Annotated in this window: 24 protein-coding genes and 2 tRNA genes; 22 read left to right on the top strand and 4 right to left on the bottom strand. The window is 59.5% G+C overall.

Annotated features, from left to right (window positions below; genetic code table 11):
- Positions 1 to 50 precede the first annotated feature (50 nt).
- From EPK99_RS14825 to EPK99_RS14840, 4 genes are all read left to right on the top strand, one after another.
- On the top strand, positions 51 to 1,220 hold the full coding sequence (locus EPK99_RS14825; protein WP_128443851.1) for a pyridoxal phosphate-dependent aminotransferase: 1,170 nt from the start codon (positions 51 to 53) through the stop codon (positions 1,218 to 1,220).
- 149 nt (positions 1,221 to 1,369) lie between these two features.
- A complete protein-coding gene (gene galE, locus EPK99_RS14830) occupies positions 1,370 to 2,404 on the top strand; it encodes a UDP-glucose 4-epimerase GalE (protein ID WP_128443852.1) in 1,035 nt (344 codons plus the stop codon).
- Between the two features lie 40 nt (positions 2,405 to 2,444).
- Positions 2,445 to 3,296, top strand: coding sequence for a polysaccharide deacetylase family protein (locus EPK99_RS14835; RefSeq protein ID WP_128443853.1), 852 nt, complete (start codon positions 2,445 to 2,447; stop codon positions 3,294 to 3,296).
- Positions 3,297 to 3,552: 256 nt separating this feature from the next.
- Entirely contained in the window at positions 3,553 to 4,734 is a 1,182-nt protein-coding gene (locus EPK99_RS14840; RefSeq protein ID WP_128443854.1) for a glycosyltransferase, read from the top strand.
- 143 nt (positions 4,735 to 4,877) lie between these two features.
- Here the strand turns inward: EPK99_RS14840 and EPK99_RS14845 are convergent, their stop codons facing one another.
- From EPK99_RS14845 to EPK99_RS14855, 3 genes are all read right to left on the bottom strand, one after another.
- Complete coding sequence (locus EPK99_RS14845) at positions 4,878 to 5,711, bottom strand: glycosyltransferase family 2 protein (RefSeq protein ID WP_128443855.1); 834 nt, start codon at positions 5,709 to 5,711, stop codon at positions 4,878 to 4,880.
- Positions 5,712 to 5,795: 84 nt separating this feature from the next.
- Positions 5,796 to 7,187 (bottom strand): oligosaccharide flippase family protein, encoded by a 1,392-nt coding sequence (locus EPK99_RS14850; protein ID WP_342633744.1) that lies wholly within the window; start codon positions 7,185 to 7,187, stop codon positions 5,796 to 5,798.
- Between the two features lie 258 nt (positions 7,188 to 7,445).
- Positions 7,446 to 7,520: transfer RNA gene (locus tag EPK99_RS14855), tRNA-Thr, on the bottom strand.
- 152 nt (positions 7,521 to 7,672) lie between these two features.
- Between EPK99_RS14855 and EPK99_RS14860 the strand changes: the two genes are divergently transcribed.
- The 18 genes from EPK99_RS14860 to EPK99_RS14945 all read left to right on the top strand — a co-directional run bounded on the left by EPK99_RS14860 (position 7,673) and on the right by EPK99_RS14945 (position 23,390).
- Complete coding sequence (locus EPK99_RS14860; RefSeq protein WP_128443857.1) at positions 7,673 to 7,903, top strand: hypothetical protein; 231 nt, start codon at positions 7,673 to 7,675, stop codon at positions 7,901 to 7,903.
- Between the two features lie 102 nt (positions 7,904 to 8,005).
- Positions 8,006 to 9,298 carry a UDP-N-acetylglucosamine 1-carboxyvinyltransferase gene (gene murA / locus EPK99_RS14865; protein WP_128443858.1) on the top strand — a complete coding sequence of 431 codons (1,293 nt, stop codon included), beginning with the start codon at positions 8,006 to 8,008 and terminating at the stop codon, positions 9,296 to 9,298.
- A gap of 129 nt (positions 9,299 to 9,427) precedes the next feature.
- A complete protein-coding gene (locus tag EPK99_RS14870; protein WP_128443859.1) occupies positions 9,428 to 10,270 on the top strand; it encodes an oxidoreductase in 843 nt (280 codons plus the stop codon).
- A gap of 101 nt (positions 10,271 to 10,371) precedes the next feature.
- Positions 10,372 to 10,803, top strand: coding sequence for a DUF2948 family protein (locus EPK99_RS14875; RefSeq protein WP_128443860.1), 432 nt, complete (start codon positions 10,372 to 10,374; stop codon positions 10,801 to 10,803).
- Between the two features lie 37 nt (positions 10,804 to 10,840).
- Entirely contained in the window at positions 10,841 to 12,154 is a 1,314-nt protein-coding gene (gene hisD, locus EPK99_RS14880; protein ID WP_128443861.1) for a histidinol dehydrogenase, read from the top strand.
- Positions 12,155 to 12,156: 2 nt separating this feature from the next.
- Complete coding sequence (locus EPK99_RS14885) at positions 12,157 to 12,630, top strand: UPF0262 family protein (protein ID WP_128443862.1); 474 nt, start codon at positions 12,157 to 12,159, stop codon at positions 12,628 to 12,630.
- Between the two features lie 2 nt (positions 12,631 to 12,632).
- Positions 12,633 to 13,112 carry an arsenate-mycothiol transferase ArsC gene (locus EPK99_RS14890; RefSeq protein WP_128443863.1) on the top strand — a complete coding sequence of 160 codons (480 nt, stop codon included), beginning with the start codon at positions 12,633 to 12,635 and terminating at the stop codon, positions 13,110 to 13,112.
- A gap of 129 nt (positions 13,113 to 13,241) precedes the next feature.
- Positions 13,242 to 13,460, top strand: coding sequence for a translation initiation factor IF-1 (infA, locus tag EPK99_RS14895; RefSeq protein WP_007759621.1), 219 nt, complete (start codon positions 13,242 to 13,244; stop codon positions 13,458 to 13,460).
- 28 nt (positions 13,461 to 13,488) lie between these two features.
- Entirely contained in the window at positions 13,489 to 14,109 is a 621-nt protein-coding gene (locus EPK99_RS14900) for a Maf-like protein (RefSeq protein WP_128443864.1), read from the top strand.
- 2 nt (positions 14,110 to 14,111) lie between these two features.
- A complete protein-coding gene (gene yacG / locus EPK99_RS14905; RefSeq protein WP_128443865.1) occupies positions 14,112 to 14,318 on the top strand; it encodes a DNA gyrase inhibitor YacG in 207 nt (68 codons plus the stop codon).
- A 164-nt stretch (positions 14,319 to 14,482) separates the two neighbouring features.
- A tRNA-Phe gene (locus EPK99_RS14910) sits at positions 14,483 to 14,558 on the top strand.
- 329 nt (positions 14,559 to 14,887) lie between these two features.
- Entirely contained in the window at positions 14,888 to 15,793 is a 906-nt protein-coding gene (locus EPK99_RS14915) for a LysR family transcriptional regulator (protein WP_128443866.1), read from the top strand.
- A gap of 180 nt (positions 15,794 to 15,973) precedes the next feature.
- Entirely contained in the window at positions 15,974 to 16,918 is a 945-nt protein-coding gene (locus EPK99_RS14920) for an ABC transporter permease (RefSeq protein ID WP_128443867.1), read from the top strand.
- The gene (locus EPK99_RS14925; protein ID WP_128443868.1) at positions 16,915 to 17,733 is read left to right on the top strand and encodes an ABC transporter permease; all 819 of its coding nucleotides are present in this window, start codon (positions 16,915 to 16,917) and stop codon (positions 17,731 to 17,733) included. Before EPK99_RS14920 ends, EPK99_RS14925 begins: the two co-directional genes overlap by 4 nt.
- The gene (locus EPK99_RS14930) at positions 17,733 to 19,376 is read left to right on the top strand and encodes an ABC transporter ATP-binding protein (RefSeq protein ID WP_128443869.1); all 1,644 of its coding nucleotides are present in this window, start codon (positions 17,733 to 17,735) and stop codon (positions 19,374 to 19,376) included. Before EPK99_RS14925 ends, EPK99_RS14930 begins: the two co-directional genes overlap by 1 nt.
- A 13-nt stretch (positions 19,377 to 19,389) precedes the next feature.
- Positions 19,390 to 20,232 (top strand): serine hydrolase, encoded by an 843-nt coding sequence (locus EPK99_RS14935; protein ID WP_164901779.1) that lies wholly within the window; start codon positions 19,390 to 19,392, stop codon positions 20,230 to 20,232.
- Between the two features lie 29 nt (positions 20,233 to 20,261).
- The gene (locus EPK99_RS14940) at positions 20,262 to 21,806 is read left to right on the top strand and encodes an ABC transporter substrate-binding protein (protein WP_128443871.1); all 1,545 of its coding nucleotides are present in this window, start codon (positions 20,262 to 20,264) and stop codon (positions 21,804 to 21,806) included.
- Between the two features lie 129 nt (positions 21,807 to 21,935).
- On the top strand, positions 21,936 to 23,390 hold the full coding sequence (locus EPK99_RS14945; protein WP_128443872.1) for a M20 family metallopeptidase: 1,455 nt from the start codon (positions 21,936 to 21,938) through the stop codon (positions 23,388 to 23,390).
- A 103-nt stretch (positions 23,391 to 23,493) separates the two neighbouring features.
- On the opposite strand, the gene EPK99_RS14950 is transcribed toward EPK99_RS14945, so the two are convergent.
- Entirely contained in the window at positions 23,494 to 25,848 is a 2,355-nt protein-coding gene (locus tag EPK99_RS14950; protein WP_128443873.1) for a helix-turn-helix transcriptional regulator, read from the bottom strand.
- Positions 25,849 to 25,956 lie beyond the last annotated feature (108 nt).

A 25,956-nucleotide genomic window follows, 5' to 3' on the forward strand; every position in this document is an offset into this window, starting at 1 on the left:
GGATTCACGCTCCGCCTTGAGATAAAACGAGGCAAACCAGAAGGAATGCCATGTCGATCCTCTCAAGCCTCAGCCCACGTGCCGTTGCCGCTCCGGAAAGCGGTATCGTCGAAGTCATCAACTATGCGCGCGGGCGTGAAGGCCTGATTCCGCTTTGGGCAGGGGAAGGCGATCTGCCGAGCCCCGACTTCGTCAATCGCGCGACGTCCGAAGCCCTTATGGCAGGCGAGACCTTCTATACCTGGCAGCGCGGCATTCCTGAATTACGTCAGGCACTTGCGGACTATTACCAGCGGCATTTCGCGGTATCGCTATCCACCGACCATTTCTACGTTACCGGTTCGGGCATGCACGCCATCATGCTGGCGGTGCAGGCCGTCACCTCGCCGGGCGACGAAATGATCTATCTGTCGCCGACCTGGCCCAATATCATCGCTGCGATCGAAATTGCCGGAGCGCATGCAGTCGGCCTGCCCCTGGATTTTACCGGTGGCCGCTGGTCGCTCGACATTGACAAGCTGGATGCGGTCATCACGCCGAAGACGAAGAGCCTCTTCATCAACACGCCGTCCAATCCGACTGGCTGGACAGCCACGACCGAAGATCTGAAGGCCATTCTGGCGCTTGCCCGCAAACGCGGGCTCTGGATCATCGCCGATGAGATATACGCCCGCTACTATTATGGCGGCGCGGTTCGGGCTCCTTCCTTCCTCGACATCATGGAAGAGGGCGACCGCATTATCTTCGCCAACTCCTTTTCCAAGAACTGGTCCATGACCGGCTGGCGCGTCGGCTGGCTGGTGGCGCCGCCGGAAATCGGCCAGGTCATAGAGAACCTCGTGCAATATTCCAATTCCGGCGTTGCGCAATTCATGCAACGCGGCGCCGTGGTGGCGCTGAACGAGGGCGACGAATTTGTCGAGGCCAATATCCGGCGCGCTCATCAGTCTCGGGATATCCTCTGCGATGCGCTGATCGCGACCAACCGGGTCGAGACGTTGAAGCCGGATGGTGCACTTTACGCCTTCCTGAAGGTGGACGGTGTTACCGACAGCCGCCGTGCAGCACTCGACATCGTCGATAAGATCGGCGTCGCGCTGGCGCCCGGCTCCGCCTTCGGCAAGGGAGGCGAACTCTTCCTGCGCGCCTGCTTCCTGCGCGATCCCGCTCAGATCGAGGAGGCGGCCGGCCGGCTAGCCGACTACATCAATCGTATCTGATCGAGACGGATTCGATAAAATTCGAACCAAGTTTAAAATCAACTATTTGCCTTGACTAAACATATACATGCTGCCCGCACCACCGGGTAAGCAATGATGAAGATCGGCCGTGTTTTCTGTCTGCAACGAAAGAAGCAGGGAAAAGAAACATGGCCGTTCTGGTTACCGGAGGTGCTGGTTACATCGGCAGCCATATGGTTTGGGCTCTGATCGACGCCGGCGAGGATGTGGTCGTTCTCGACCGGCTTTCAACGGGCTTTCGCTGGGCGGTGCCGGGCGAGGCGAAGTTCTATCTGGGCGACGTCGGCGATGCGGCCATCCTCAAGCAGGTCTTTGCCGAAAACGAGATCGACGCAATCCTGCATTTCGCGGGCTCGATCGTCGTGCCCCAGTCCGTCGCCCATCCACTGGATTATTACGACAACAACACCGGCAAGACGCGGTTGCTTGCCTCGGCTGCAATTGAGGCCGGGATCAAGCACTTCGTGTTTTCCTCCACCGCCGCCGTCTATGGCGACCAGAAGGATGATGAGCCGGTGCTGGAGTCGGCGCCGCTCCTGCCGAAGAACCCCTATGGCCAGTCCAAGCTGATGTCGGAACTGATGTTGCGCGATGCGGCGGCAGCCCATGATTTCCGCTTTGTGGCGCTCCGCTACTTCAACGTGGCTGGCGCAGATCCGCTCGGCCGCACAGGTCTCTCCACGGAGGGCGCCACGCACCTGATCAAGATCGCCTGCGAGGCAGCGCTTGCCAAGCGCTCAGGCGTCGATGTCTTCGGTACGGATTATGCGACACCGGACGGCACCGGGGTGCGCGACTATATTCACGTCACCGATCTCGTGGATGCGCATCTGAAGGCCTTGAGCTATCTGCGGCGCGGTGGCGAGCCGCTGATCGCCAATTGCGGCTATGGACGCGGCTACTCCGTTCTGGAGGTTCTGGAGGCAGTGAAGCGCGTTGGAGGCCAGCGTTTCGGCGTGCGCTACGGGCCGCGGAGACCAGGCGATGCGGCAAGCGTGGTGGCGAACGCCACGCTTGCGCGGCGGCTGCTCGAGTGGAAGCCCCGGCACGATGACTTGGACCTGATCGTGGAAACGGCGATCCGCTGGGAGAAGGGGCTTGCCGATCGCAAGGCCGACAACCTTCACGCACTGCAGCACCGCCTTGCTTCCGCCCGATTTTAGCAGCTAGGAAAGTTCCCGTCGGCACTCGGACGGGATTTTCATGCGCATCCAGATCATCATTGCAGGCGCCGTTGCGCTTAGTCTCCCGGCGGCCGTAAACGCCGCTCAATTGGCCACCGCACCTTTGGTACCTGTCACGACTCCTGCGACTGCACCTGTTGCGCCATCGATCTTGCCGTCGCATGCGTCCGCGCATCTGCCTAAGCTTGTTGAGCCCCAACTGCATATCGCCCGCGCCGGGAACGGATCGCCGGCACGGATCGCTCTGACTTTCGATGCCTGCATGGGCAAAGCGGACGAACGCATTCTATCCACACTACTGCGGGAGCGCGTGCCGGCGACGATTTTTGTGACCGCGCGCTGGCTGCGAACCAATCCCGCAGCCGTCGCGATTTTCCGCGACAACCCGGATCTGTTCGAAATCGAGGACCATGGCGAGAACCATATTCCGGCTGTCGATTTCCAGACCTCGATCTATGGTATCGCCGCCGCCGGCTCGCCTGAGGCTGTCGGTCGCGAGGTGGGTCGCGGGGCCGATGCGATCCGCGCCGCCGGCCTGCCCGAACCCCGCTGGTTCCGAGGCGCCACCGCTAAATACGACCTCACGGCCATCCACGAGATCCGCAACATGGGCTTCCGGATAGCCGGATATTCGGTGAACGGTGACGGCGGCTCCCTGCTAGGGGCGCAGGAAACGCTGAAGCATATCGGCTCTGCCAAGGATGGCGATGTGGTGATCTCCCATATCAACCAGCCGACACATGCTGCAGGCGAGGGTGTCGCCAAGGCCATTCTTGCGCTGAAGGCGAGAGGCGTCGAATTTGTGCGGCTCTCCGATGTCGAGGCGACGGGCGACAACGACACGACCGGCCGCCAACCAGGCATGTTTTAAAGAACGTAAGTGTCTGTTTAATAGAGCGTCCTCATTTTCGGGCGCGAACAAATACAACCGCATACAGATGCGGGTTGAACAGCATCTTTTCAAAATTGTACGTTATATAAATGCTGCTCGAACAACCGTGTCTTACGAAAAATTACATTGACATAGCCGCATCTGTAGTATGTACCAATATACAGTATTGCGCTATTGATCGTCAGCTATCAATTTTGAGTTGTTTCATTTTTTAGTTTGAAGATGAAGTTTCGATATGAAGATACTTTGCATCATTGCGGATACCGATCCTAAATCCGGAGGCCCGGTAGAGGGGTGGCGGCTTAATGCTGAAATCCTGACGGGCATGGGTCATGTCGTTGAATTCGCGACGCTCGATGATCCTAATGCGCCCCATGTGGCGGCCTTTCCATTTCCCGTTCATGCCTGCGGCCCCGGGCTCGGCAGATATGGCTATACCTCGCGGCTCAGACATTGGATCGTCGATCATGCGAACGGCTTTGATGTCGCTGTCGTCAATGGCCTATGGAACCATTCCTCGATCGGCGGGTGGCAGGGCTTGCGTGAGGCGAAGCTGCCATATGTCGTTTTTACTCACGGTATGATGGATCCCTGGTTCAAGCAGGCCTATCCGTTCAAGCACCTCTTGAAGCAGGCCTTCTGGCTCGCTTGGCAGGGAAAAGCTCTTCGCGATGCCAGCCGGGTTTTGTTCACATGCGAAGAGGAACGCCGCCTGGCCCATGGCGAATTCTGGGGATTTCGGTATAGGGAGCATGTTGTCGCTTACGGAACGGATGGTCCGACCGATGATGAAGCTTCTCACATTGCGGCTTTCGATACCGCGGTCCCTGACCTGAGGGACAAGCGCTTCCTTTTGTTCTTGAGCCGGATACATCCAAAGAAGGGTTGCGATCTTCTCGTTGAGGCATTTGCGGAGATTGCCAATGAACAGCCGGACCTTGACCTGGTGATCGCAGGACCGGATCAGGCCGGCTTGAGAGCGGGGCTTGAGTCCCGTGCCGAAAAAGCAGGCATAGCCGCCCGCATTCATTGGCCTGGCATGCTGCTTGGCGACGCCAAATGGGGAGCCTTCAGACGCGCGGAGGCCTTTGTTCTGCCTTCCCATCAAGAAAACTTCGGTATCGTCGTTGCCGAGGCGATGGCCTGCGGCACGCCGGTGATCATCACGGACAAGGTCAATATCTGGCGAGAGGTCGAAACCTCTGGTGGCGGGATCGTCCGATCCGATACGCTCGATGGGGTGAGAGAGGCTTTGCGGTTATGGATTGCTCTATCCGGACCCGAAAAGGATCTCATGAGAAAGTCGGCACGCGAGGGTTTCGAACGGTATTTCCACGTCGATGCTGCCGCGCAGGATCTGGCCAGTATCCTTCAGGTAGTTTCCAACGAGGCACAATCAGCCAGGCGATCAAAATGAAGATCTGCACGGCTGGCACAAGCGCGACCTGAAGGACAAACGCTTGAGCAAGCTATGAAGCGCTCAACGGCGTTTCTGCCTACTCGTGCAGGACGGAGTGCTTTCGCAGAGAGATTTCGAAATATGCCTGCGGACGAGAAAGCTCAGCCGGCCCTCAATCTCAGCATCTTGATATAGCGCCAGAAGAAATTGACCGGCCATATAGGTCCCCCATGTTCCCGGCAGAAAGCCCACCATTCGACAACGGGAACGCCTTTGGGATGTAGGAGAATCTTCCTCCAGTTCGCGTAGGTGAGAGTCGAGGTGCTCTTCACGAACTCTGCATTGTGTGTTTGTTCGGCAACGGCGTCTTTCAGTTCGACAATCCGATAGCCGGCCCGGATGGCCCGGAGTCCATAATCGTTATCACCGAACGCATGGGTAAATTTATGCGAATTGATTCCGATGTCATCAGTTGTCGTTTTGGGAAAAAGAACGCAATTCCCATTCATGGTATCGCAATATTGTTCATTCGACCAAAGACGTCTCAAGCGCAGCCTTGAAAGTCCGGTGGACCGGCGGTAGCCGCCGTATGTCGTTTGCTTCGTTTCAGGATCGACGGTGCAGCCGACGACGATGGTTTTCGCGAAGTTCTCCTGATCGTATTTGGAGAGCATGTCTCGAATAGCGCCAGGCCTTAAAATGGTGTCGTCGTTAAGCCAAAGATAGAAATCTGCGTGGAGTTGGAGCGCGTTCTGCCATGCCATCCGCATGCCGCCATTCCAATAAAGGTTTCCGCTGCCGATCGCGACCACCGCATCCGGATAAGCGGCCCGAACCGCATCCGCCGTGCCGTCGGACGAGCCATCATCCACGATGACAACCTTGTAATCAGCGCTTCCTGAAATAGCGGACTCGATAGAGGCGAGGCAGCTCAACGTCGTCTCGCGGCGGTTGAAGCAAGTAATGAGAATTGCGATCAATGGTGTTTTCTGCATGTCAGACTTGCCTGGGTGAGATTATGTATATTCAGGTCGGGTTTGTTGCGGGTGATCGGGCAGCTATGGCGCCGCACCGTTAACCTAGCCCGACGCCTGGCTTAAAATGGCGTTTTTATCAACTGAGTGCGTATCTACCGACATCCGGCGCAATTGTCTCTGAATCATGATCTGGCATGCCGGTATTTTGATAGCATACCAAAAGGTCATGACCAAGTAAGCATAGACTATGGAACCGGAACTATACACCGCGAGAATCTTAACAGGCAGAACGAAGATCGGCACCATCAATGCCACGATTGCGCTCTGCTTGACCAGATTGAGCGCATTCATGGTAAAAAGCTGATATACGCCGAATGTTTGCAGGAATATGAAAAGATAAGCCATATTCTTCTGAGGCAAAACATGCGGAGCATTATGGCTCAGCCACAATGTCAGAATACTGTCGAGATTGACGGCAAGGAAGACAACAGCGGTTCCGCCGATCAGAGCGACGCATATCGCGGTGACACGATTGGCTTTCACGATCCAGCCGTAATCGCCAGCCGCCCGGGCTGCCGCCATCGCCGGCCATAACGGGGTCACAGCCAGATTGGCCAAGGCTGGCACATATGTCAGCAGCTTGATGAGGATATCATTGTCGGCGGTGACGATCGTACCGAAGAGCTTTGCGAAAATGAGCGGATCGAGCCCCATTTCAAGAAAAGTGCAGAAATTGAGAACCGCAAACAGCAAGCCTGTGGAAATTTTCTGACCGAAACCACTGAAGGAAGGAAAATGGAAAGGGTTCAAGTCGGGCCTCAGAGACTTGAATACGTAAAGGCACGATATTGCGGAGATCAATGCCGGAACAAAGGCAATGGTAAACGTAAAGCTGACCAGGGTGGGCGAGTAGCTGTAGGATATGAACGCAAACAATAAAACGGCGAGCCTGCTGGTCAGCATCCAGAGCTGAGCAAGGTCGCCGCGCTGCATTGCGAAATATATCCGCTGGTCGATGCCGAGGGGAACGCCGATCAGCGTGCCGCCAATGAATAGTGCATAGGCCAGCCAATGCTGATCACTGGACTGTAAGGTTGGAAATAGGCCCTCTACTATAAGAAAACCAAGCAGAGTGAGTGTGGCGATGACCGCTGCTATTCCCCAGAGGAATATCCAGATCTGCGCGACCAACTGCTTTGCAGCGTCACGCTGGCCGCGACTGTCTGCTTCAGACAGCGAGTTCACCAGCGAAGAGGCAAGTCCCAAATCGGCATAAGTAAAAAAAATGCTGATCGACATCATGACGGCAAGAACACCATAAGCGTCTTTCCCGATGGCGTTCACAATCAAATAGATAAGGACGAAATTGCTTCCCAGGTTCAAGGCGCGACCTAGGAAAGATATTAGTATGTTCTTGAGTAGAAGATACGTGCGTTCTGCATTTCGAATAGAAGAAACTATCATTTTTAATGATATTCGTAGGTTTGAAAGCATCTGCAATTTGCCCAGGAGCCGCGACTTGGACAAGCATTATCAGGCTTAGCATAACTAATCAGCTAATTTGCAAGCGCATTGGAAAAAATGCCGGATTTGCCTGCCTGGCATGTTATGGCGCCAACCTCGGCAGGAAATCGCTGCAAATTTTCAAACGATATGCTTCAATCCAGCGCTTGGGCGTTGGATGATTATGCCGGGCAGAGATACTCTCGACGTCCAAAAAACGACAGGCATGATTGATAGGCGGGAGAGTGATGGTGCTGCTAGAGAGATTTGAACTCTCGGCCTCTCCCTTACCAAGGGAGTGCTCTACCCCTGAGCTATAGCAGCATGCGGCCGGCGCGTTAGCCGCGTCGTCGGGCGAGGGGCTATTGCCACAGCTTCACCGGCAGCGCAAGCTGCAATTTCCAAGTTCCTGGTTCATATCGAGGAAATCGGCGCTTCGCCTTTCCGCATCAATGCTTTTTCGATAGATGTGGAGGATGGCCGGTGACGAAGACAATCATGATTCGCAAACGGGAACCCAGGGCCAGGCCCGCGGTGATCGGGCAAGGCAGGCCGCCGAAAGGCGGGAGGCCGAGCGCAAGGCGAAATCCGCGGCGAAGCTTCGTGAAAACCTGATGCGGCGAAAGTCCCAGGCGCGTGCCCGGCGTGCCGGAGAGCCTGACGAGACCCAAGGCCTGCCTGCCGCAAAAACGGACGAATCGTCGTGACCTAATGCCGGCCGGATGCCCATGGGGGGCAAGATTGAAGCGGCGGCGGAATTCGTCTAAGGACGCGTCCTTTCGCGCTCTCACAAGGAAGAGTTACAACTTATGGATCGCATCAGAATCTCCGGCGGCAATGAGCTGAGGGGCGCTATTCCGATTTCCGGCGCCAAGAACGCAGCCTTGCCGCTGATGATCGCATCGCTTCTGACGAGCGACACGCTGACGCTGGAAAACGTGCCGCATCTGGCCGACGTGGAGCAGTTGCTGCGCATCCTCGGCAATCATGGGGTGGATGTGGCCGTCAACGGCCGCCGCGAGCGCCAGGAGGAAAGCTACTCGCGCACTATCAACTTCACCTGCCGCACCATTGTCGATACGACCGCGCCTTATGATCTGGTGTCCAAGATGCGCGCGAGCTTCTGGGTCATCGGCCCGCTGCTGGCCCGCGAAGGCCAGGCGCGCGTCTCCCTTCCGGGCGGCTGCGCCATCGGCACGCGACCGGTCGACCTCTTCCTCGATGGACTGCAGGCGCTCGGCGCGACCATGGACGTCGATGCCGGCTATGTGACCGCGACGGCTCCCAAGGGTGGCCTTGTCGGCGGACACTATACCTTCCCGAAGGTCTCCGTCGGCGCGACCCATGTCATGATGATGGCGGCGACGCTTGCAAACGGCACGACCGTTATCGAGAACGCCGCCCGCGAGCCTGAGATCGTCGATCTTGCCAAGTGCCTTACCGCCATGGGCGCCAGGATCTCCGGCGCCGGCACCAAGACGATCACCATCGAGGGCGTAACGTCGCTTTCGGGTGCCCGCCACCGAGTCCTTCCCGACCGCATCGAAACAGGCACTTATGCCATGGCCGTCGCCATGGCCGGCGGCGATGTGGTGCTGGAAGGCACGGATGCGTCCCTGCTTGAAAGCGCGCTCGATACCTTGCGCATGGCCGGTGCCCAGATCACCGAGACCGAAAGCGGTCTGCGCGTGGTGCGCAACGGCAATGGCATCCAGCCTGTAGACATCACCACCGAGCCTTTCCCCGGCTTCCCAACCGACCTGCAGGCGCAGTTCATGGCGCTGATGACGCGCTCGTCGGGCGTCTCGCATATCACCGAGACCATTTTCGAAAACCGCTTCATGCACGTGCAGGAACTGGCCCGCCTCGGCGCCCATATCTCGCTCTCCGGCCAGACGGCGAGGGTCGAGGGCGTGCAGCGTCTGAAAGGCGCTCCCGTCATGGCGACCGACTTGCGCGCTTCCGTTTCGCTGGTCATCGCCGGGCTTGCTGCGGAAGGCGAGACCATGGTCAACCGCGTCTACCACCTCGACCGGGGCTTCGAGCGTCTGGAAGAAAAACTTACCCGTTGCGGAGCCATCGTGGAACGCGTCAGCGAATAGTCTTTTCCGCCCGATCGAAGTCCCCGATCGAAGTCTTGAGGACGGCAGCACCTTGCCGTCCTTTTTCATGCGCCTATTTTGAGGTGATCCCACCCCAACCCGTCTCATCCGATTACCCGGAGATCTCGCATGGCTGATACATCCACCCCCGTCTGGTTCATCACCGGCTGCTCCACAGGCTTCGGCCGCGAACTCGCGAAGCTGACGCTCGCCAAAGGCTGGCCGACCGTCATGACTGCCCGTGACAAGTCGCGTGTCGCCGACCTTGCGGAAGGCACCGAGAACGGCCTGGCCCTCGATCTCGACGTAACGGATGCTGGTCAGGTTGCGGCAGCGGTCAAGGCTGCGGAAGACAAGTTCGGCCGCATCGACGTTCTCGTCAACAATGCCGGCTATGGCTATCAGGCGGCCATCGAGGAAGGCGAGGAGACAGAGATCCGCGACATGTTCGATGCCAATGTTTTCGGGCTGTTTGCCATTACCCGCGCCGTGCTGCCGGGCATGCGGTCGCGCCGCCGCGGCAATATCCTCAACATCACCTCGCAGGCCGGCTTCATCGGCTTCCCGGGTTCAGGTTATTACGCCGCCTCCAAACATGCGGTCGAAGGTTTTTCCGATGCGCTTGCCGCCGAAGTGGCAGCGCTCGGTATCAAGGTCACCTGCGTGGCGCCAGGTCCCTTCCGCACCGACTGGGCCGGACGCTCGCTGCGGCAGACGGCGAACAAGATCGCCGACTATGCCGAAACGGCGGGAGCGCGCATGAAGGCCACGTCCAGCTACAGCGGCCAGCAGCCAGGCGATCCGGTACGCGCAGGTCAGGCCATGATCAGAATAGTCGAGGATGGCAATGCGCCGCGTCATCTTGTGCTGGGCGAGCTTGCCTATGACGGCGTCACCGCAAAGCTGAAGGAACGCCTGGGCGAGATCGAGTCGCTGCGGGAACTCAGCCTGTCAGCAGATTTCCCGAAATAGCAGGAGGTATGGGGCGGCGGCGGTTGCTTCTTGGCAATCGCCATCCTATTTCGAGGCAAGCAGAATACTTAAAACAAGCCTCTTGATTGGATAGCACCCGCATGACCGAGCTCAAGCTTCTCGCTCTCGATCTGGACGATCTTGGAGTAATATCCGCCCATCTTCAGGATGCCGTGTTCAAGGTGGGCGACATCCGCTGGTCGTCGTCCGAAAAGATCTTCTCGCTGGCAGCCAATCGCTTCGTCTGGGAAGATGCCGTGCGCAAGCGCAAGGAGTTCGAGCGCCGGCGCGCTGCCCTTGTCCTGAAGCGCGTCCTTGCCGTACGGGCGACGGGGATCGACCAGAACCGCAAGGACGATGTGCTCTGCCTGCTGGCAGTCCGCTTCCAGCAGAAAGGCGAGGGACCGGAGGGAACTGTCGAACTTGTTCTCGCCGGCACGGCAACCATTGCGCTCGACGTGGAATGTATCGAAGTTGCTCTTGCAGATGTCGGCGGCGCGTGGGAAACGGCATCGAAACCCCGCCATCCCTGAACGGCATGGCCGCACCTGAGACAAAAGGAATTTCCGCTTGGCAATCTGGCTTGAGCAGGCATCGCAGGATTTCGAAGATCGATTTTCCGCTTTTCTGACCACCAAGCGGGAAGTGTCGGAGGATGTGAACGCAGCCGTCAAGGCCATCATAGATGACGTGCGGGCGAGGGGCGACGAAGCCCTGATCGATTATTCGAGACGCTTCGACGGCATCGATCTTGCCACTGTCGGCATTCGTGTGACGGAAGCAGAAATCGATGCGGCCCTGGCGCAGACCGATCCCAAGGTCATCGACGCGCTTAAGTTCGCGGCGGAACGCATTGAGCGGCATCATGTTCGCCAGATGCCGAAGGACGATATCTACGAGGACGCGATCGGCGTCGGCCTGGGTTCGCGCTGGACCGCGATCGAGGCCGTCGGCCTCTATGTACCGGGCGGCACGGCAAGCTATCCAAGCTCGGTGCTGATGAACGCGGTTCCGGCGAAAGTAGCCGGTGTTCCACGCGTTGTCATGGTCGTTCCGGCCAATGGCGGGCAGTTGAACCCGGCCGTACTGGCTGCCGCCCGCATTGCCGGCGTGAGCGAGATCTACCGTATCGGCGGCGCCCAGGCGGTGGCGGCCTTGGCCTACGGCACGCAGACGATCGCGCCGGTGGCGAAGATCGTCGGCCCCGGCAATGCCTATGTGGCGGCGGCCAAGCGGCATGTGTTCGGCACGGTCGGCATCGACATGATCGCCGGCCCTTCCGAAGTGCTGATCATCGCTGATGCGGACAACGACCCGGACTGGCTGGCGGCAGACCTTCTCGCCCAGGCCGAACACGATGCTGGCGCCCAATCCATCCTGATGACGAATGATGCCGCACTCGGAAAAGCGGTCGAGGCCGCCGTCGAACGGCAGCTGAAGACCTTGTCCCGGTCGCAAACGGCAGCGGCCAGCTGGCGCGATTTCGGCGCCGTCGTCCTCGTGCCGGACCTTGAAGCCGCCCTGCCGCTTGCAAACCGCATCGCGGCCGAACATCTGGAGCTGGCCGTGGCCGATCCGGATGCGCTTCTGCCCGGCATCCGCAATGCCGGTGCGATCTTCATCGGCCGCTATACGCCGGAGGTGATCGGCGATTATGTCGGCGGCTCTAACCACGTGCTGCCGACGGCCCGGTCAGCGCGATTTTCCTCGGGCCTCTCGGTTCTGGATTTCGTCAAGCGCACGTCGATCCTGCGGTTGGGGCCAGACCAACTGCGTCAGCTGGCGCCGGCGGCCATTACGCTTGCCCATTCGGAAGGTCTCGATGCGCATGCCCGTTCGGTGTCCATCCGGCTTAACGCCAGTTCTCCCAACGACGGAGGCTGACGGTGGGGCAAGGGGACTTCCGGCTCTCGGATGTCATTCTCGACGATTCCATCGGGCGCTCCACGCCGGACGTGGAGCATGAGCGGGCGGTTGCCATCTTCGATCTGGTGGAGGAAAACTCCTTCGAGCCCATTGGCCATTCCGGCGGGCCTTACCGGTTGAAACTCTCGCTGGTCGATTCCAAGCTTGTGCTGGGCATCACCACAGATGAAGGCGCGGATGTGGCGGTGCATATTCTGTCGCTCACTCCCTTCCGGCGGATCATCAAGGATTACTTCATGATCTGCGAGAGCTATTACGACGCGATCCGGTCCTCGACTCCGAGCCGCATCGAGGCGATCGACATGGGACGTCGCGGCATCCACAACGAGGGCTCGCAAACGCTGATGGATCGGCTGAGCGGCAAGATCCAGGTGGATTTCGACACGGCGCGGCGGCTTTTCACGCTGGTTTGCGTGCTCTACTGGCGTGGCTGACCATGGAAAGCGCCCCCCAGGCCGACAAGAAAAGCGCCAGGCCCGGTGCCGTGCTCTTCATGTGCGGGTGGAACGCAATCCGCTCACCCATGGCCGAAGCCATTGCCAAACGCCTCCTCTCGCCCGATATCTACGTTCAGTCGGCCGGTGTGCGGTCCGGTGAGCGCGATCCCTTCGTGGATGCGGTGCTGGAGGAAGTCGGTCTCTCCATCGGGCGCCACCAGCCCAGGACGCTGGACGAACTCGAGGACGACTACTTCGACCTGATCGTGACCCTGACGCCGGAAGCCCATCATGCCGCCCTGGAACTGACCCGTTCGAATGCTGTCGATGTCGTCTACTGGCCCACCATGGATCCCACCGCTGCGACCGGCTCGCGAGACCAGATGCTTGACGCGTACCGCGAGGTTCGGGACCATCTCTGGCGGCTGATCGAGGAGCGACTTTCGGGCATCAGCCGGCACCCTGCGGAGACTGCCTGACAAGACGCGAGAATCGCGCCGAAGCGTGGTTCACAAAGGCGACATGATTGTGTAGTTTCCGGCCAAATTCCCGCCCAGGCGACTGGCGTCGCGGGCGACCCTATCCAAAAACAGGAAGAAAACCCTTAGATGGCAAAAGAAGAAGTTCTTGAATTCCCGGGCATCGTCACCGAATTGCTGCCCAATGCGACATTCCGGGTCAAGCTCGAAAACGAACATGAGATCATCGCCCACACGGCTGGCCGCATGCGCAAGAACCGTATCCGCGTGCTTGCCGGCGACAAGGTGCTGGTCGAGATGACGCCCTACGACCTGACCAAGGGTCGCATCACCTACCGCTTCAAGTAAACTGGTCTCGCGGCACGTAAGGGCATTCATGGCGCTGGAACAAAAGCTGATACTGGCCTCCGGCTCGCCGCGCCGCCTCGATCTGCTCAACCAGGCGGGCGTCACGCCTGCGCGGTTGATGCCGATGGATATCGACGAAACGCCCAAGAAGTCGGAACATCCCCGGTCCCTGGCGCGCAGGCTGTCCAGCGAGAAGGCGGAAGCCGCTTTCGCCGCGATCAACCGCGACCCTGCCTGGCGGCACAGTTATATCCTTTCGGCCGATACCGTGGTTGCCGTGGGGCGCCGCATCCTGGAAAAGACCGAATATACGCAACAGGCTTCCGCGGCGCTGCATCTCCTTTCGGGGCGCGGGCATTGGGTCTATACCGGCGTCTGTCTCGTCACGCCCGGTGGTCAGTTCCGCCAGAAGGTGGTCGAAACCAAGGTGCGCTTCAAGCGCCTGTCGCCGCGCGAGATCGAAAACTATATCGCGTCTGGCCAATGGCGCGGCAAGGCCGGGGCTTACGCCATCCAAGGCATAGCCGGGACTTTTGTGCAGAAGCTGGTCGGCTCCTACACCAATGTCGTGGGGCTGCCGCTCTATGAGGTGACGTCGCTTCTCGCAGGAGAAGGCTTCGACGTCGCCATGTCCTGGCCGGAGGGCTGATCATGTCGGAGCCGATCAAGACTGGAGGCAAGGTAGAGCCCCTGCGCAAGGCAAGGCCTTGTCCGGAATGCGGAAAACCCTCGTCCCGCGACGACTATCCCTTCTGCTCCGACCGTTGCCGCACGCTCGACCTGTCCCGTTGGCTGAAGGGCTCCTACGCCATTCCGGTTGCCGACGATGAGAGCAATGCCGAGCCTTCGGACGACTGAGGTGAAAGCTTACTGCTGTTTTCATTTAAGAAATCGGCTTTTTCGCAAACCTGTCAAAAAAGTCGGTTCTGACGCTGGACATGACCGAACAAGATGTTATAACCCGCTCGCTTCCGGGGGTTATCCCCCGCCGGTTTGACCGGAAGGCCTGAAAAAGCCTCGATGCCCGGATAGCTCAGTTGGTAGAGCAGCGGATTGAAAATCCGCGTGTCGGTGGTTCAAATCCGCCTCCGGGCACCATTAATTCCCCGAAATCCACCTAATTAGCCGTGTGTTCTGCTCTTCATAGCTTGCTGGCAGTTCAAGCATGCGGGCCAACTTGGCAATGGTGAGATCGACGTGCTGCTTCTCGGCATGGTCATGGAGCTTGCAGTTTGCGCTTGCGGCGACAGTGGCCGCGAAGGAGCATGCGCGCGTCCCGCTACGCTTCGTTCCCCTTGAGCCCGGTCTTCCGGTGACCTATTGCTTGATCGGCGGCGAAAGGCATCCGTTGTCGAATACGTCCGGCTGCTCCCTCAAGATATTGCCGGCTGGGCGTGACGAACAGGCATTGAACGAGGTGCAGTCCTATGAACATCAAGCAGTTGGAAGTCCTGCGCACGCTTCTCTCCACCGGCTCGACGATCGCTGCTGCAAAGGCCATGGGATTGAGCCAATCGGGTGTCAGCCGGTTGCTGGCCCAGCTTGAGGCCGATCTTTCCCTGACGCTGTTTGCCCGCGACAAGGGGCGGCTGATCCCCACGCCGGAGGCAGCCCTTCTTGCCGGTGATGCGGAAAGCGTGCTTCTCGCCGTCGATCGCATGGCCAGCCGGGCGGAAGATTTGCGCACGGGTGCTTCGGGACCCGAGATCGTCCGCATCGGTCTGCCAAGCAGCATGTGGGAAAACTTCGCGCCGGCCATGCTGGTCGACTACATCAGGGATTTTCCGGGCGTCCGGATCGAGACCTTCTTCGAGACCACTACGGCCATCAACCGGCTTGTCGAGGAGAGAGTCATTGATATCGGTTTTCTGCGCATGGAGGGCGAGACGGGACCAGGCATAGCTGTCGACAAGGTCGCAAGCGGCGAAAGTGTTTGCGTCGTTCCAGAGGATCATCCCTTGGCCGAGCTGGAGGAGATATCGGCCAAGAATCTGCGCAATGTGCCGCTGATCCTGATCGGCCGGCAGCGGCCGAACAGAATGGCGCTGGACCAGACCTTCAAGCGCGCCGGCGTCAAGCAGATGGTCAAAATCGAGACCCATACGAACAGTTCTGCATGTTCCTATGTGGCGCACGGGTTGGGCGTGGCCATCATCAGCAGCTTCTATGCCAACCTCTATCGTCACCTGCCCGTTGTGCATCGGCCGTTCGTTCCCAAGGCCACCCAGGCATTCGGGCTCGCGCGGGCATCGGGTATTCCTCTTTCCATCGCGGCCCAAGCGCTCAGCGACGCCTTGAAGCGACAGATACAGTTGTCCCAAAGAGTTCAATGAGAACATTGCGTTAACAGCGAAATCTGCCGGCGGAGAAGAGTGCTTTCTTGGGCTACGCCTTGAATAGCTATATGACGAAATCGCATAATATTGCGTGGTTATCTCCGCATCGTCATACTCCTTCCCAATGAAACCGATGATGACCGGAGGGAAAAGCCGGACGTCAATCGTGGGGTAACAATGCTGAGATTTATCCTGGGCCGTCTTTTGATGGCGCTTCCGACGATCGTGCTCGTCTCTGTGACGGTGTTTGCGCTGATCCGTTTCATTCCCGGAGATCCCGCCGCGCTGATGCTTGGCGACATGGCACAGCCCGAGCAGATTGCTGCAATGCGGACCGAACTCGGGCTCGACAAGTCGATGCCGCAGCAGTTCGTGATCTGGGCGGGTGATGTGCTGCGGGGTGATTTCGGCCATTCGATCGTCAATGGCGAGGCGGTATTGCCGCTGGTCGCGTCGCGTTTCGTTGTCAGTGCCGAGATCGTCGTTATTGCGGTGCTGCTGGCAAGCCTGATTGCGGTGCCGGCCGGGGTGATCGCCGCCTGGCGCCAAAACAGCGTGACGGACCTGGCGCTCGTGGGCACGGCAACTGTGCTGCTGTCGGTGCCGACCTTTTGGCTCGGGCTGCTGCTCCTGCTGTTCTTCGGCCTCAAGCTCGGATGGCTGCCGGTACTGGGATATGTCTCGGTCGGCGACAATATCGTCGGTGGCCTGCTTTATCTCGTTCTACCAGTGATGACGCTGGTCATTCACGAGATGGGCGTGCTGATCCGCATGGCGCGCGCCTCGACACTGGAGGTTCTGCGTCTCGACTACATTACCCATGCCCGCGCCAAGGGCCTGTCGGAAAGCGCCGTCCTTTGGCGGCATGCGTTCAAGAATGCCTTTGGCCCGACCTGGACGATGATCGGCCTGATCCTCGGTAATCTGCTCGGCGGCATAGCCGTCATCGAGACGGTGTTTACCATTCCGGGCCTCGGCCGGTTGATGGTCGACAGCATATTTGCCCGTGACTATCCGGTTATCCAAGGCTGCCTGCTGTTCGTGGCGTTGTCCTACGTGGCCGTCAACCTCGTCATCGACCTTCTTTATCCTCTCTTCGATCCGCGTGTTGTAGCCGAATGAAAAAGTTCAATCTCAACGGTCTCATCGGCGGTATCCTCATTGCCGCGCTTGTCATCGTCGCCGGCATCGGGCTTGTCTGGACCCCGTTCGATCCGATGAAGTTGTCGTTTACCGCCCGGCTGGCGCCACCAAGCGCCATCCACCTGCTCGGCACCGACGAATTCGGTCGCGACGTCCTCAGCCGCCTGATGATCGGCGCCCGTGCCAGCGTCTGGATCGGCTTTCTAACGGTTGCTTTCGCAACCATCTGCGGCACGCTTATCGGGCTCGTCAGCGGTTATGCCCGCGGCTGGGTGGACGGCGTGATCATGGCCGTCAACAACGCGTTGCTCGCCTTTCCCGGCATCCTTCTGGCGCTAGGGCTGCTAGCCGTCTTCGGTGCCAACCAGTACGGCATCATCTTTGCGCTCGGCATTGCCTACACGCCGTCCATGGCGCGCGTCGTGCGCGGCGCGGTCCTGTCCTTGCGGGAGCGCGAGTTCATCGAGGCGTCGAGGGTCATGGGCAATGGCGAGCTCTACACGATGTTCCGCCATATTCTGCCCAACTGCCTGGCGCCGATCACGGTGCTTGCAACGTCCATGTTCGGCTGGGCAATTCTGTCGGAAAGCGCACTTTCCTTTCTGGGTCTCGGCGTGCCACCACCGGCGCCGACCTGGGGCAACATGCTGGCGGCTGGTCGGCCGCTTATCCAGCAGGCCGTCTGGCTCGGGCTGTTTCCCGGCCTCTGCATCACGCTGACACTGCTCGGCATCAATCTTCTGGGCGACGCGCTTCGCGACCGGCTCGACCCGCGTATGAGAGGTCTGAAGTGATGTCCGGACCGACAAAAGACACGCTGCTCTCAGTTCGCGACCTTTCGCTTGAGGTTGCCCGCACTGGCCACTCTGTGGTCAAGGAAATTTCCTTCGAGATCTCATCCGGCGAAATCTTCGGGATCGTTGGCGAAAGCGGTTCGGGCAAGACGCTGGCGACACGCGCCATGATCTCGCTGCTGCCGCCGGCCATCAAGGTTTCAGGTGGCTCGGTCGCCTACAAAGGGCGCGAAGTGTTGACGATGAACGACAGGGAACTGCGGCGCCTGCGCGGTGCCGAGGTCGGGGTCGTCTTCCAGGAGCCGATGACCTCGCTCAATCCGTCGATGACGATTGGCCGGCAGTTGGAGGAAGGCCTCATCCTCCACACTGAGCTATCGGCGGACGAGCGCCGTGAGCGCATTCTCGACATGCTGCGCAGGGTTGGTATCCGCGAGCCGGAAGGGGCGCTCGCCGCATATCCGCACGAGTTTTCCGGCGGCATGCGCCAACGCATCATGCTGGCTTCGGTCATGCTCCTGAAGCCGGCGCTTCTGATCGCAGACGAGCCCACCACGGCACTCGACGCCGTCATCCAGCGCGACGTCATGGAACTGATGGTCGATCTCACCCGCGCTGAAGGCACAGCTGTTCTCCTGATCAGCCATGACCTGCCGATGGTGGCGCGATACACCAGCCGCATCGTCGTCATGGAAAAAGGCTCGATCGTCGAACACGGCCGCACCGAGGATCTGCTCGAAGCGCCGCAGCATCCGTACACGAAGAAACTGCTCTCCTCGCTTCCGTTTCGCGGCGAGCCGCGTGTGGTCGATATGTCGAAAGCGCCGATGGTGTCGGCTCAGAACATCGTCGTCGATTATCCCGGCCGCAAATCTCTGCTGAAGAGAGCCACGGCGAAACGCGCCTTGCACGGCGTCAGCATTGATATCCACGAAGGAGAGGTTGTCGCCCTCGTCGGAGGCTCCGGTTCGGGCAAGACGACACTCGGTCGTACCATTGCCGGTCTCGTGGAGGAAAGCGAAGGGCAAATCCGTTTCCAGGGACGCGCGCGCGACGCGGACTGGCAGGACTACCGGATGAACTGCCAGATGGTGTTTCAGGACCCTTATTCCTCGCTCGATCCCCGCATGACTATCCTGGCGCTTGTAGAGGAAGCCCTGCGCCTCGTGCCGAACCTCGATACAGCTGCCAAGAAAAAACGGGCGCTGGAAACTCTTGAGGAAGTCGGTCTCGGTACCGATTACGCCAGCCGCTACCCGCATGAACTTTCGGGCGGCCAGCGCCAGCGTGTGGCGATCGCTCGTGCCATTGCCCGCCGTCCGCGCTTCCTGATTGCCGACGAACCCGTTTCGGCGCTTGACGTGACGGTGAGGGCGCAGGTGCTCGACCTCTTCTCCGGCCTGCAGAAACGCTACGGCTTCTCATGCCTGTTCATCAGCCACGATCTGGGCGTCGTTGAACAGGTCGCCGACCGCGTCATCGTCATGCAGGACGGCCGCATCATCGAGGAGGGAGACCGCGACAGGATTTTCGATAACCCGAGGGAGGCCTATACGCGCCGTCTCCTCTCGGCCATTCCCGCCCTCGACCACAATGAGCGAGGCGGCGTGACACTCAAATGGCGCCTCGAAAATGAAGCCTGACAGGATGACGATGATGACCACCGCCGACCAATTGCGCGCGATCTGCGATGCACAGCCGTTCGTTACACGCTTCATGGTGCGCAATCTGGTGACCGGCGAGGAGATCGGTCGTGGCGCGGATGAGGAAACACCGTCCGGCAGCACCCGCAAGACCTCGATCATGATGGCCGCTTTGAAGGCAGCTCATGAGGGCCGCATCAATCTCGACGAGCCGATCACCTATGAAAAACGGCTGGCGGAGGAAGTTGCCAGTGGCATGTTCCGCTTCATGACGCCCGGCATCGTGATTTCGCTGCGCGACGCCATCACCGGCATGATGGTGCTGAGCGACAATGTCTGCACGAAAATGGTTCTGGAGCGGCTGACGCTCAAGGAGGTCGACGGCTATTGCAAGGCTCTCGGCATGGTCAACACCCATCATCGTTTTCTTATTCCGCCGCTTGCCTTGCCGGCAGACCATGCGCTGACGACGGTGACGACGACCTCGGCTGCCGATCAGCTGTTTCTGCTGCAGACCATTCTGGATGCGCAATCTTCCCCGCAGGCGCAGGAAAAGCTCGGCTGCGGCGCCGACCTCTGTGGCTTTGCCATGGACACGCTGAAGCATCAGGTGCTGCGCTACGGTATCCGCTCGCGCCTGCCGTTCGAAACACTGGTCGCCAGCAAGAGTGGCCGCGGCAAGCGTGGCCGCATGGATGCCGGAATCGTCTACAGGGACCGGGCACCGTTTTTCATCATCACCGCTTATACCGACGAGGTACCGCAGACGATGCCGGATGGCACACCTGGCTACACGATGTCGCTTGAGACGATCGGCAGGCTCGCCGAGGCCTGCTGGAACGGGTTCCGGTCATAACAATCAACAAAGCAAAAGAGGGTAGAACAATGAACAAGCTTCTTCTGGCGGGCACGGCACTGCTTGCCCTGGCACAGGTCGCTACCGCCCGCGACATTACCGTGGCGCAGAGCTCCGATCTGCGCAGCGCAAATCCCGGCGTCAATCGCGACGGCAACACGGATGGCGTCATCCTGCACATCGTCGAGGGCCTGGTCGGCTACAACAACAGCGGCGAAGTAAAGCCGCTGCTGGCGAAGAGCTTCGACATGTCGGCCGATGGCCTGACCTATACGTTCAAGCTGCGCACCGACGTGAAGTTCCACAACGGCAAGGTGCTGACAGCCGAAGACGTCGTATGGAACTGGACGCGATATCTGAAGCCCGAAACAAAGTGGACCTGCCTCTCCGATTTCGTTGAAGGCGGTGCGGCCCATGTTACCGGCGTCAAGGCTATCGACGCATCGACTGTGACCATCACGCTGGAAAAGCCGTCGGCGGTCTTCCTCGGCCTGATGTCGCGCCCGGAATGCGGATATACCGGCATGATCTCGTCGGACTCGGTTGCGGCCGATGGCAGCTTCGTCGCGCCGATCGGCACCGGCCCGTTCCAGTGGGACGAGTGGAAGAAGGGCGAATACATCCATCTCAAGAAATTCGCCGATTATGTCTCGCCCGAAAACGACGGCAAGCCGGATGGCATGGTCGGCTCCAAGCGGCCGCTCGCCGACGGCATCAAGTTCATGATCATCCCCGATGCCTCGACCGTCAAGGCGGGTCTCGAATCCGGCGTGCTTGACACGGCCGAGATTTCGCCGGACCTGATCCCGGAATTCAAGTCGAGCGACAAGACGCAGCTGATCGTGTCGCGCAACAACGGCAAGAACCTGTTCTACATCCAGACCCGCGACAAGGTGTTGAGCAATCCCGGCGTGCGCCGTGCCATGGCAATGGCGCTCGATCTCGATGAGTTGGTTGCCGCCGCTTCCAACGGCACCGGCGAAGCGAATGGTTCGATGGTCTCGCAAGATTCGGTCTACTTCGACGACACGCAGAAGAAGCGCCTGCCATACGACATCGAAGCCGCTAAGAAGGAATTGGCAGCGGCGGGCTATAAGGGTGAGCCGATCTCGATCATCGCCAACAAGCGTGGCAATGTTCCGAGCTTTCCGGCCGCCGTCATAGCCCAGGCGATGATGCAGCAGGCCGGCCTCAACGTGCAGATCGAAGTGCTCGACTACGCCACCCAGGTCGATCGCCGCCGCTCGGGCAACTATCAGGTGATCTCGCAGTCGGTCGCTCCGCGTCTCGATCCGGCGCTGATGTATTCCTTCTATGTCGGCAACAAGGACAAGAACGCATCGCTGATGTGGGATGATCCAAAAGCCGTCGAATTGATGAAAGCGGCCTATGTCGAGGCCGACCAGGCCAAGCGCCAGAAGATTTTCGACGAGTTCCACGAACTGATGCTCAAGGAGATGCCCGGCATCTTCCTCTACGACATGGTCGATGTCTGGGGGGCCACCAAGAAGCTCAAGGGCCAGCCCGTCTGGCAGTCGAACGCCCGCCTCTGGGAAGTCTCGGTCGACAACTAATCGCTATTGCCGCGCCGGTGAAGTGGGCTGGCGCGGCACAATCCTTCATCGAGATTGATCCGGCTGTTCAACCGCCGGCGGATACCTGCAGCCTGAAACGGGCGTGCAACCATACTGCGAGGACATGCCATGAACCGCGACGCCGTAACCGCCATTGCCGATGCAATCGAACGGATGAAGCCCGAATTTGCGATCATCAGCGACCGCATCTGGGATTTCGCCGAGCTCAAATTTGACGAGACCCGCTCGTCAGAAGTCCTCGCCAAAACCCTTGACGATAACGGTTTTGCCGTGCGGCGTGGGGTTGCCGGAATGGACACGGCCTTTATCGGCGAATTCGGCAGCGGCAAGCCCGTTATCGCGCTGCTTGGGGAGTTCGACGCACTGGCCGGCATGAGCCAGGCGGCGGATGTTGCCGAACACAGGCCGCTTTCCTCCGGCGGAACCGGCCATGGTTGCGGTCACAATCTTCTCGGTGTCGGATCGCTGATGGCCGCCATCGCGCTTGCCCGCCATCTAAAGGAAAACGGTCTTACCGGCACCGTGCGCTATTACGGCTGCCCTGGCGAAGAAGGTGGTTCCGGCAAGACGTTCATGGTGCGGGCTGGGCTGTTCGACGATGTCGATACGGCGCTCACCTGGCACCCGGCCCCTTTCAATGGCGTGCGCTCCACCAACAATCTTGCTGTCCTTGAATATTACTACCGTTTCAAGGGCTTGGCCGCCCACGCCTCGAATGCCGCCCATCTTGGCCGATCAGCGCTGGATGCGGTGGAACTGATGAATGTCGGCGTCAATTTCCTGCGCGAACACATGCCCCAGGATTGCCGCGTACATTATGCCATTACCGATACCGGCGGCCGCGCCGCCAATGTTGTGCAGGCGCAGGCGGAAGTGGTCTACCTGATCCGCGCTCCGGAAATGCCGCAGGCCCTCGATCTTGCAAAGCGTGTGGACAAGGTCGCGCGCGGTGCTGCCATGATGACGGAGACGGACGTGGAAATCGTCTTCGATACGGCGTCGACCAATCTCTTGCCCAACATCACCCTGGAAACCGCCATGCACGAGAACATGGTGGCGCTCGGTCCAATCGCTTTCGACGAAGCTGATCTCGCATTTGCAAAGGCCATCCAGGACACGTTTACGGAGGAGGCGATCAAAAGCAGTATTCGGCTTTACCAGATCAAGGGCGATGTTTTTTCGAACGCCAAGATCGACGGCACGACGCCGCTGCATCTGGGGCTGCGCGATTTCAAAGGTCAGTCGCATTTCAGGGCCGGTTCCACCGATGTCGGCGATGTCAGCTGGGTCACGCCGACGGCGCAGTGCTGGACGCCGGCCTGGGCGATCGGCACCAATCCCCATACCTGGCAAGTTGTGGCGCAGGGAAAAAGCCCTGCCGCCCACAAGGCGATGGCGCATGCCGCAAAAGCTCTCGCGACCACCGGCCTGTCGCTGATGACTTCGCCTGAATTGCTTTCTGCAGCCAAGGCCGAGTGGGCGGAGAAGACGGATGGCAAGCCCTATGTCTGCCCCATTCCGGCCGACATCGAACCGGCTACTCACCCGACCGTCGGCAAATAGTGCTCCGCAGCATTCGGCCGAGCCGCAAGTCCGGTTCTCATCAAGATCTGAGGTTCATCAGCCTCAGTCTGATCATCAAGCGTACATACCGGATCAACGCGTGCTACAGCCACCCAAGCGCTGTGGCGGCGCGCAGCGCTTCGGCGCGGCGGCTGCAGCCAAGCTTTCTGAAAAGATTGCCGATATGGAACTTTACGGTTGGTTCCGAAATATTGAGAGTGTGGGCGATCCGCTTGTTCGGCAGACCGGCGGCAACAAGCTGCAGCATTTGTATCTCACGCTGTGACAGGCCACCATGCAGGGCACGTGCCTGCGGGGAGTTGATCGAGGCCGCAAAAATTGAAAGCGCGGTGCGCACGTCGTGAGATGTTTCGATGAAGCTGCGGATCCGTTTGTTATTGAGAAGCGGTGAAAGAAATATCCGCTCCTCCGACAATACGCCGTTGCAGCCGAGGCGCGTTGCGGTTTCCAGAGCCGAGAGAAGATGTGTCCGTACCGCAGCATTGTCCCGACGTTGATAGGCCGTGAAGCTTTGCCATAGCTGCAACGCCACTCGTTGGCGGTTGGTGACTTTGGGGTTCGAGATCAGCGCGTCAATTTGTCGAGGCAGGTAGGGGCGCGGGGTGGCAAGGTGCACGGCGTCGCGCAGCCAAGCCATCGCATAGGCGATCTCGTCCCTGCGGGAGAGGCGCATCAATTCGTCGGTTGCGCTCTCCACCCAGTTGCGCCCCAGCGGTATGCGCACAGCGGTCAGCGTTGCTGCCGCATCGGCCCACCGATTGGCGTTCTGGTAGGCGATGGCGGTGCGGATTTCCATCATCGCATGAAACTGCAACCCTTCGGATAGATGGATCCACAGCCCATCCAGGAAGCCAGGCCGGATGGTCATTGCAAAATAATCGCCCAGAACCTGGGATGCGTAATGCAGGGCGAACTGCATCAGGCTTGGCCAGATTTCGGCGGCAGCGAATGGCTCGAAGTCATCCTGCACGAAGTCCAGCAGACCGCGGGGCCGGCCGGCCTCGTAGGCCAGGCATGCTTCCGCCAGGCGCAACATGCGAAACTCCTGTACGGCGGCGTGCGGAACCTGTTCCAGGCGACTGCGCGCTTCCTTTGCAGCCCGTCGTGCGAGCAGCACGTCGCCACTCGTCAGGCGCAATACGATCTGGTGCAAGTGAATGAAGAATTCCAGCAGTGGCTGACCGCCCTGTTTGCGCAGATAGATCAGCGCACGCGCTGCGGCCGCCTCTGCCTCGCGAAAATTTCGGCGCCGGATCTCGAATTCAAGGATGGAATTGTAATAGCTGGACCATTTTGCGTCGTCGCCAAGGGGATAATCGGCCATGAATTCACCGAGACGGGCGATCATCGCGTCACTAGGCGTCAGATCCTCGCTGATCATGAGATTGAGCCTGAAGGTGCGCGCTGCAAACGAAAAACGGGAATTGCGGCTTAGGACTTTCAGAGGATCGAGGTAATCGTGGCCAAGATGCCGGGCCAGCAGATGGCGCACGCGCGGCAATTCGCCTTGCTTCAGCAGCGTGCGGGCGACGGCAAACAATACGGTTTCATTGGTGGCGATCATCGCCTGCGAAAACCGCATGACGATTTTCCGGAATGCGTCGACGCTGCTTCGGTAGATCAGTTCCCGACCCTGTGCCCGCTGGAGTATCTGGGCCGCATGTTCCTCATGTCCGTGATCGAGCAGAAGGTCCATTGCCGCAAGCGGCCGTCCAGCTCGCTCCAGTGCGGATGCGACGTCTATGACGGCGCCGCCGGCGGTGAGGGCGGCCAAGCGTTCGCCGACTGCAAGCGTAAGCAGGCGCAGAATGTCGGAATGCCGTTCGGCACCGTGGACAAGAAGCGGCGGCAGGAAAGCCTTCCAGTCGCCAGAGGTCTCCACAGATGGTGCCTCCAGCCAGATCGACAGCTCAGTCGTCTGGGCCGGAGACAGGGATGAAAGGAAGGCCTCGCGCAGATAATCGACGCAGGCTGCATCATCCGGCCGGGCTGCGATCGGCAGGAACGCCGGCCATCCTTCGTAATCTTCCAGAAGGATGCGTCGTTGCTCATCAGGGAGGGCCTTCAGTTCCTCATTCGCAAAAACCAGGTCGGCGGCACCGTATGTAACGGCACCCCGGTGCATGATGCGCCGTGCCGTGCCGCTGATGCGTTGTTCAGGCCGGCAGGCGATCAGGATCGATCTCGCAGCGTCCAGAACCTGGCTGGAAAGCCTGGCCGACTGCACGGTGACGGGGACGTCCCAGATCAGCCATCCGTCACAGACGTCGTCCATGCGAGGCTGGTGGGCGATGCAGACAGGTTTACCAAGATCGTCCGCTACCATGCGGAGCAGGACGGACTTGCCGGCACCGGCAGGGGCCCGGATGAAGGTTAAACCGGCGGTTTGATCGGCGATACGACGTATGAGGCTAGGGCGAGGCAACAGGGACTGCATGACGTCCGATAAGCCGAAATGCTCAAATAACCTATACCATGGGGGTGAAAAACTATACTTTTAAGCGGTTGTTCCCGCCGCCGAGCTACGAAATGCTGAACCTCGTGC

It is taken from the genome of Neorhizobium lilium (assembly GCF_004053875.1).
Taxonomy (GTDB): domain Bacteria; phylum Pseudomonadota; class Alphaproteobacteria; order Rhizobiales; family Rhizobiaceae; genus Neorhizobium; species Neorhizobium lilii.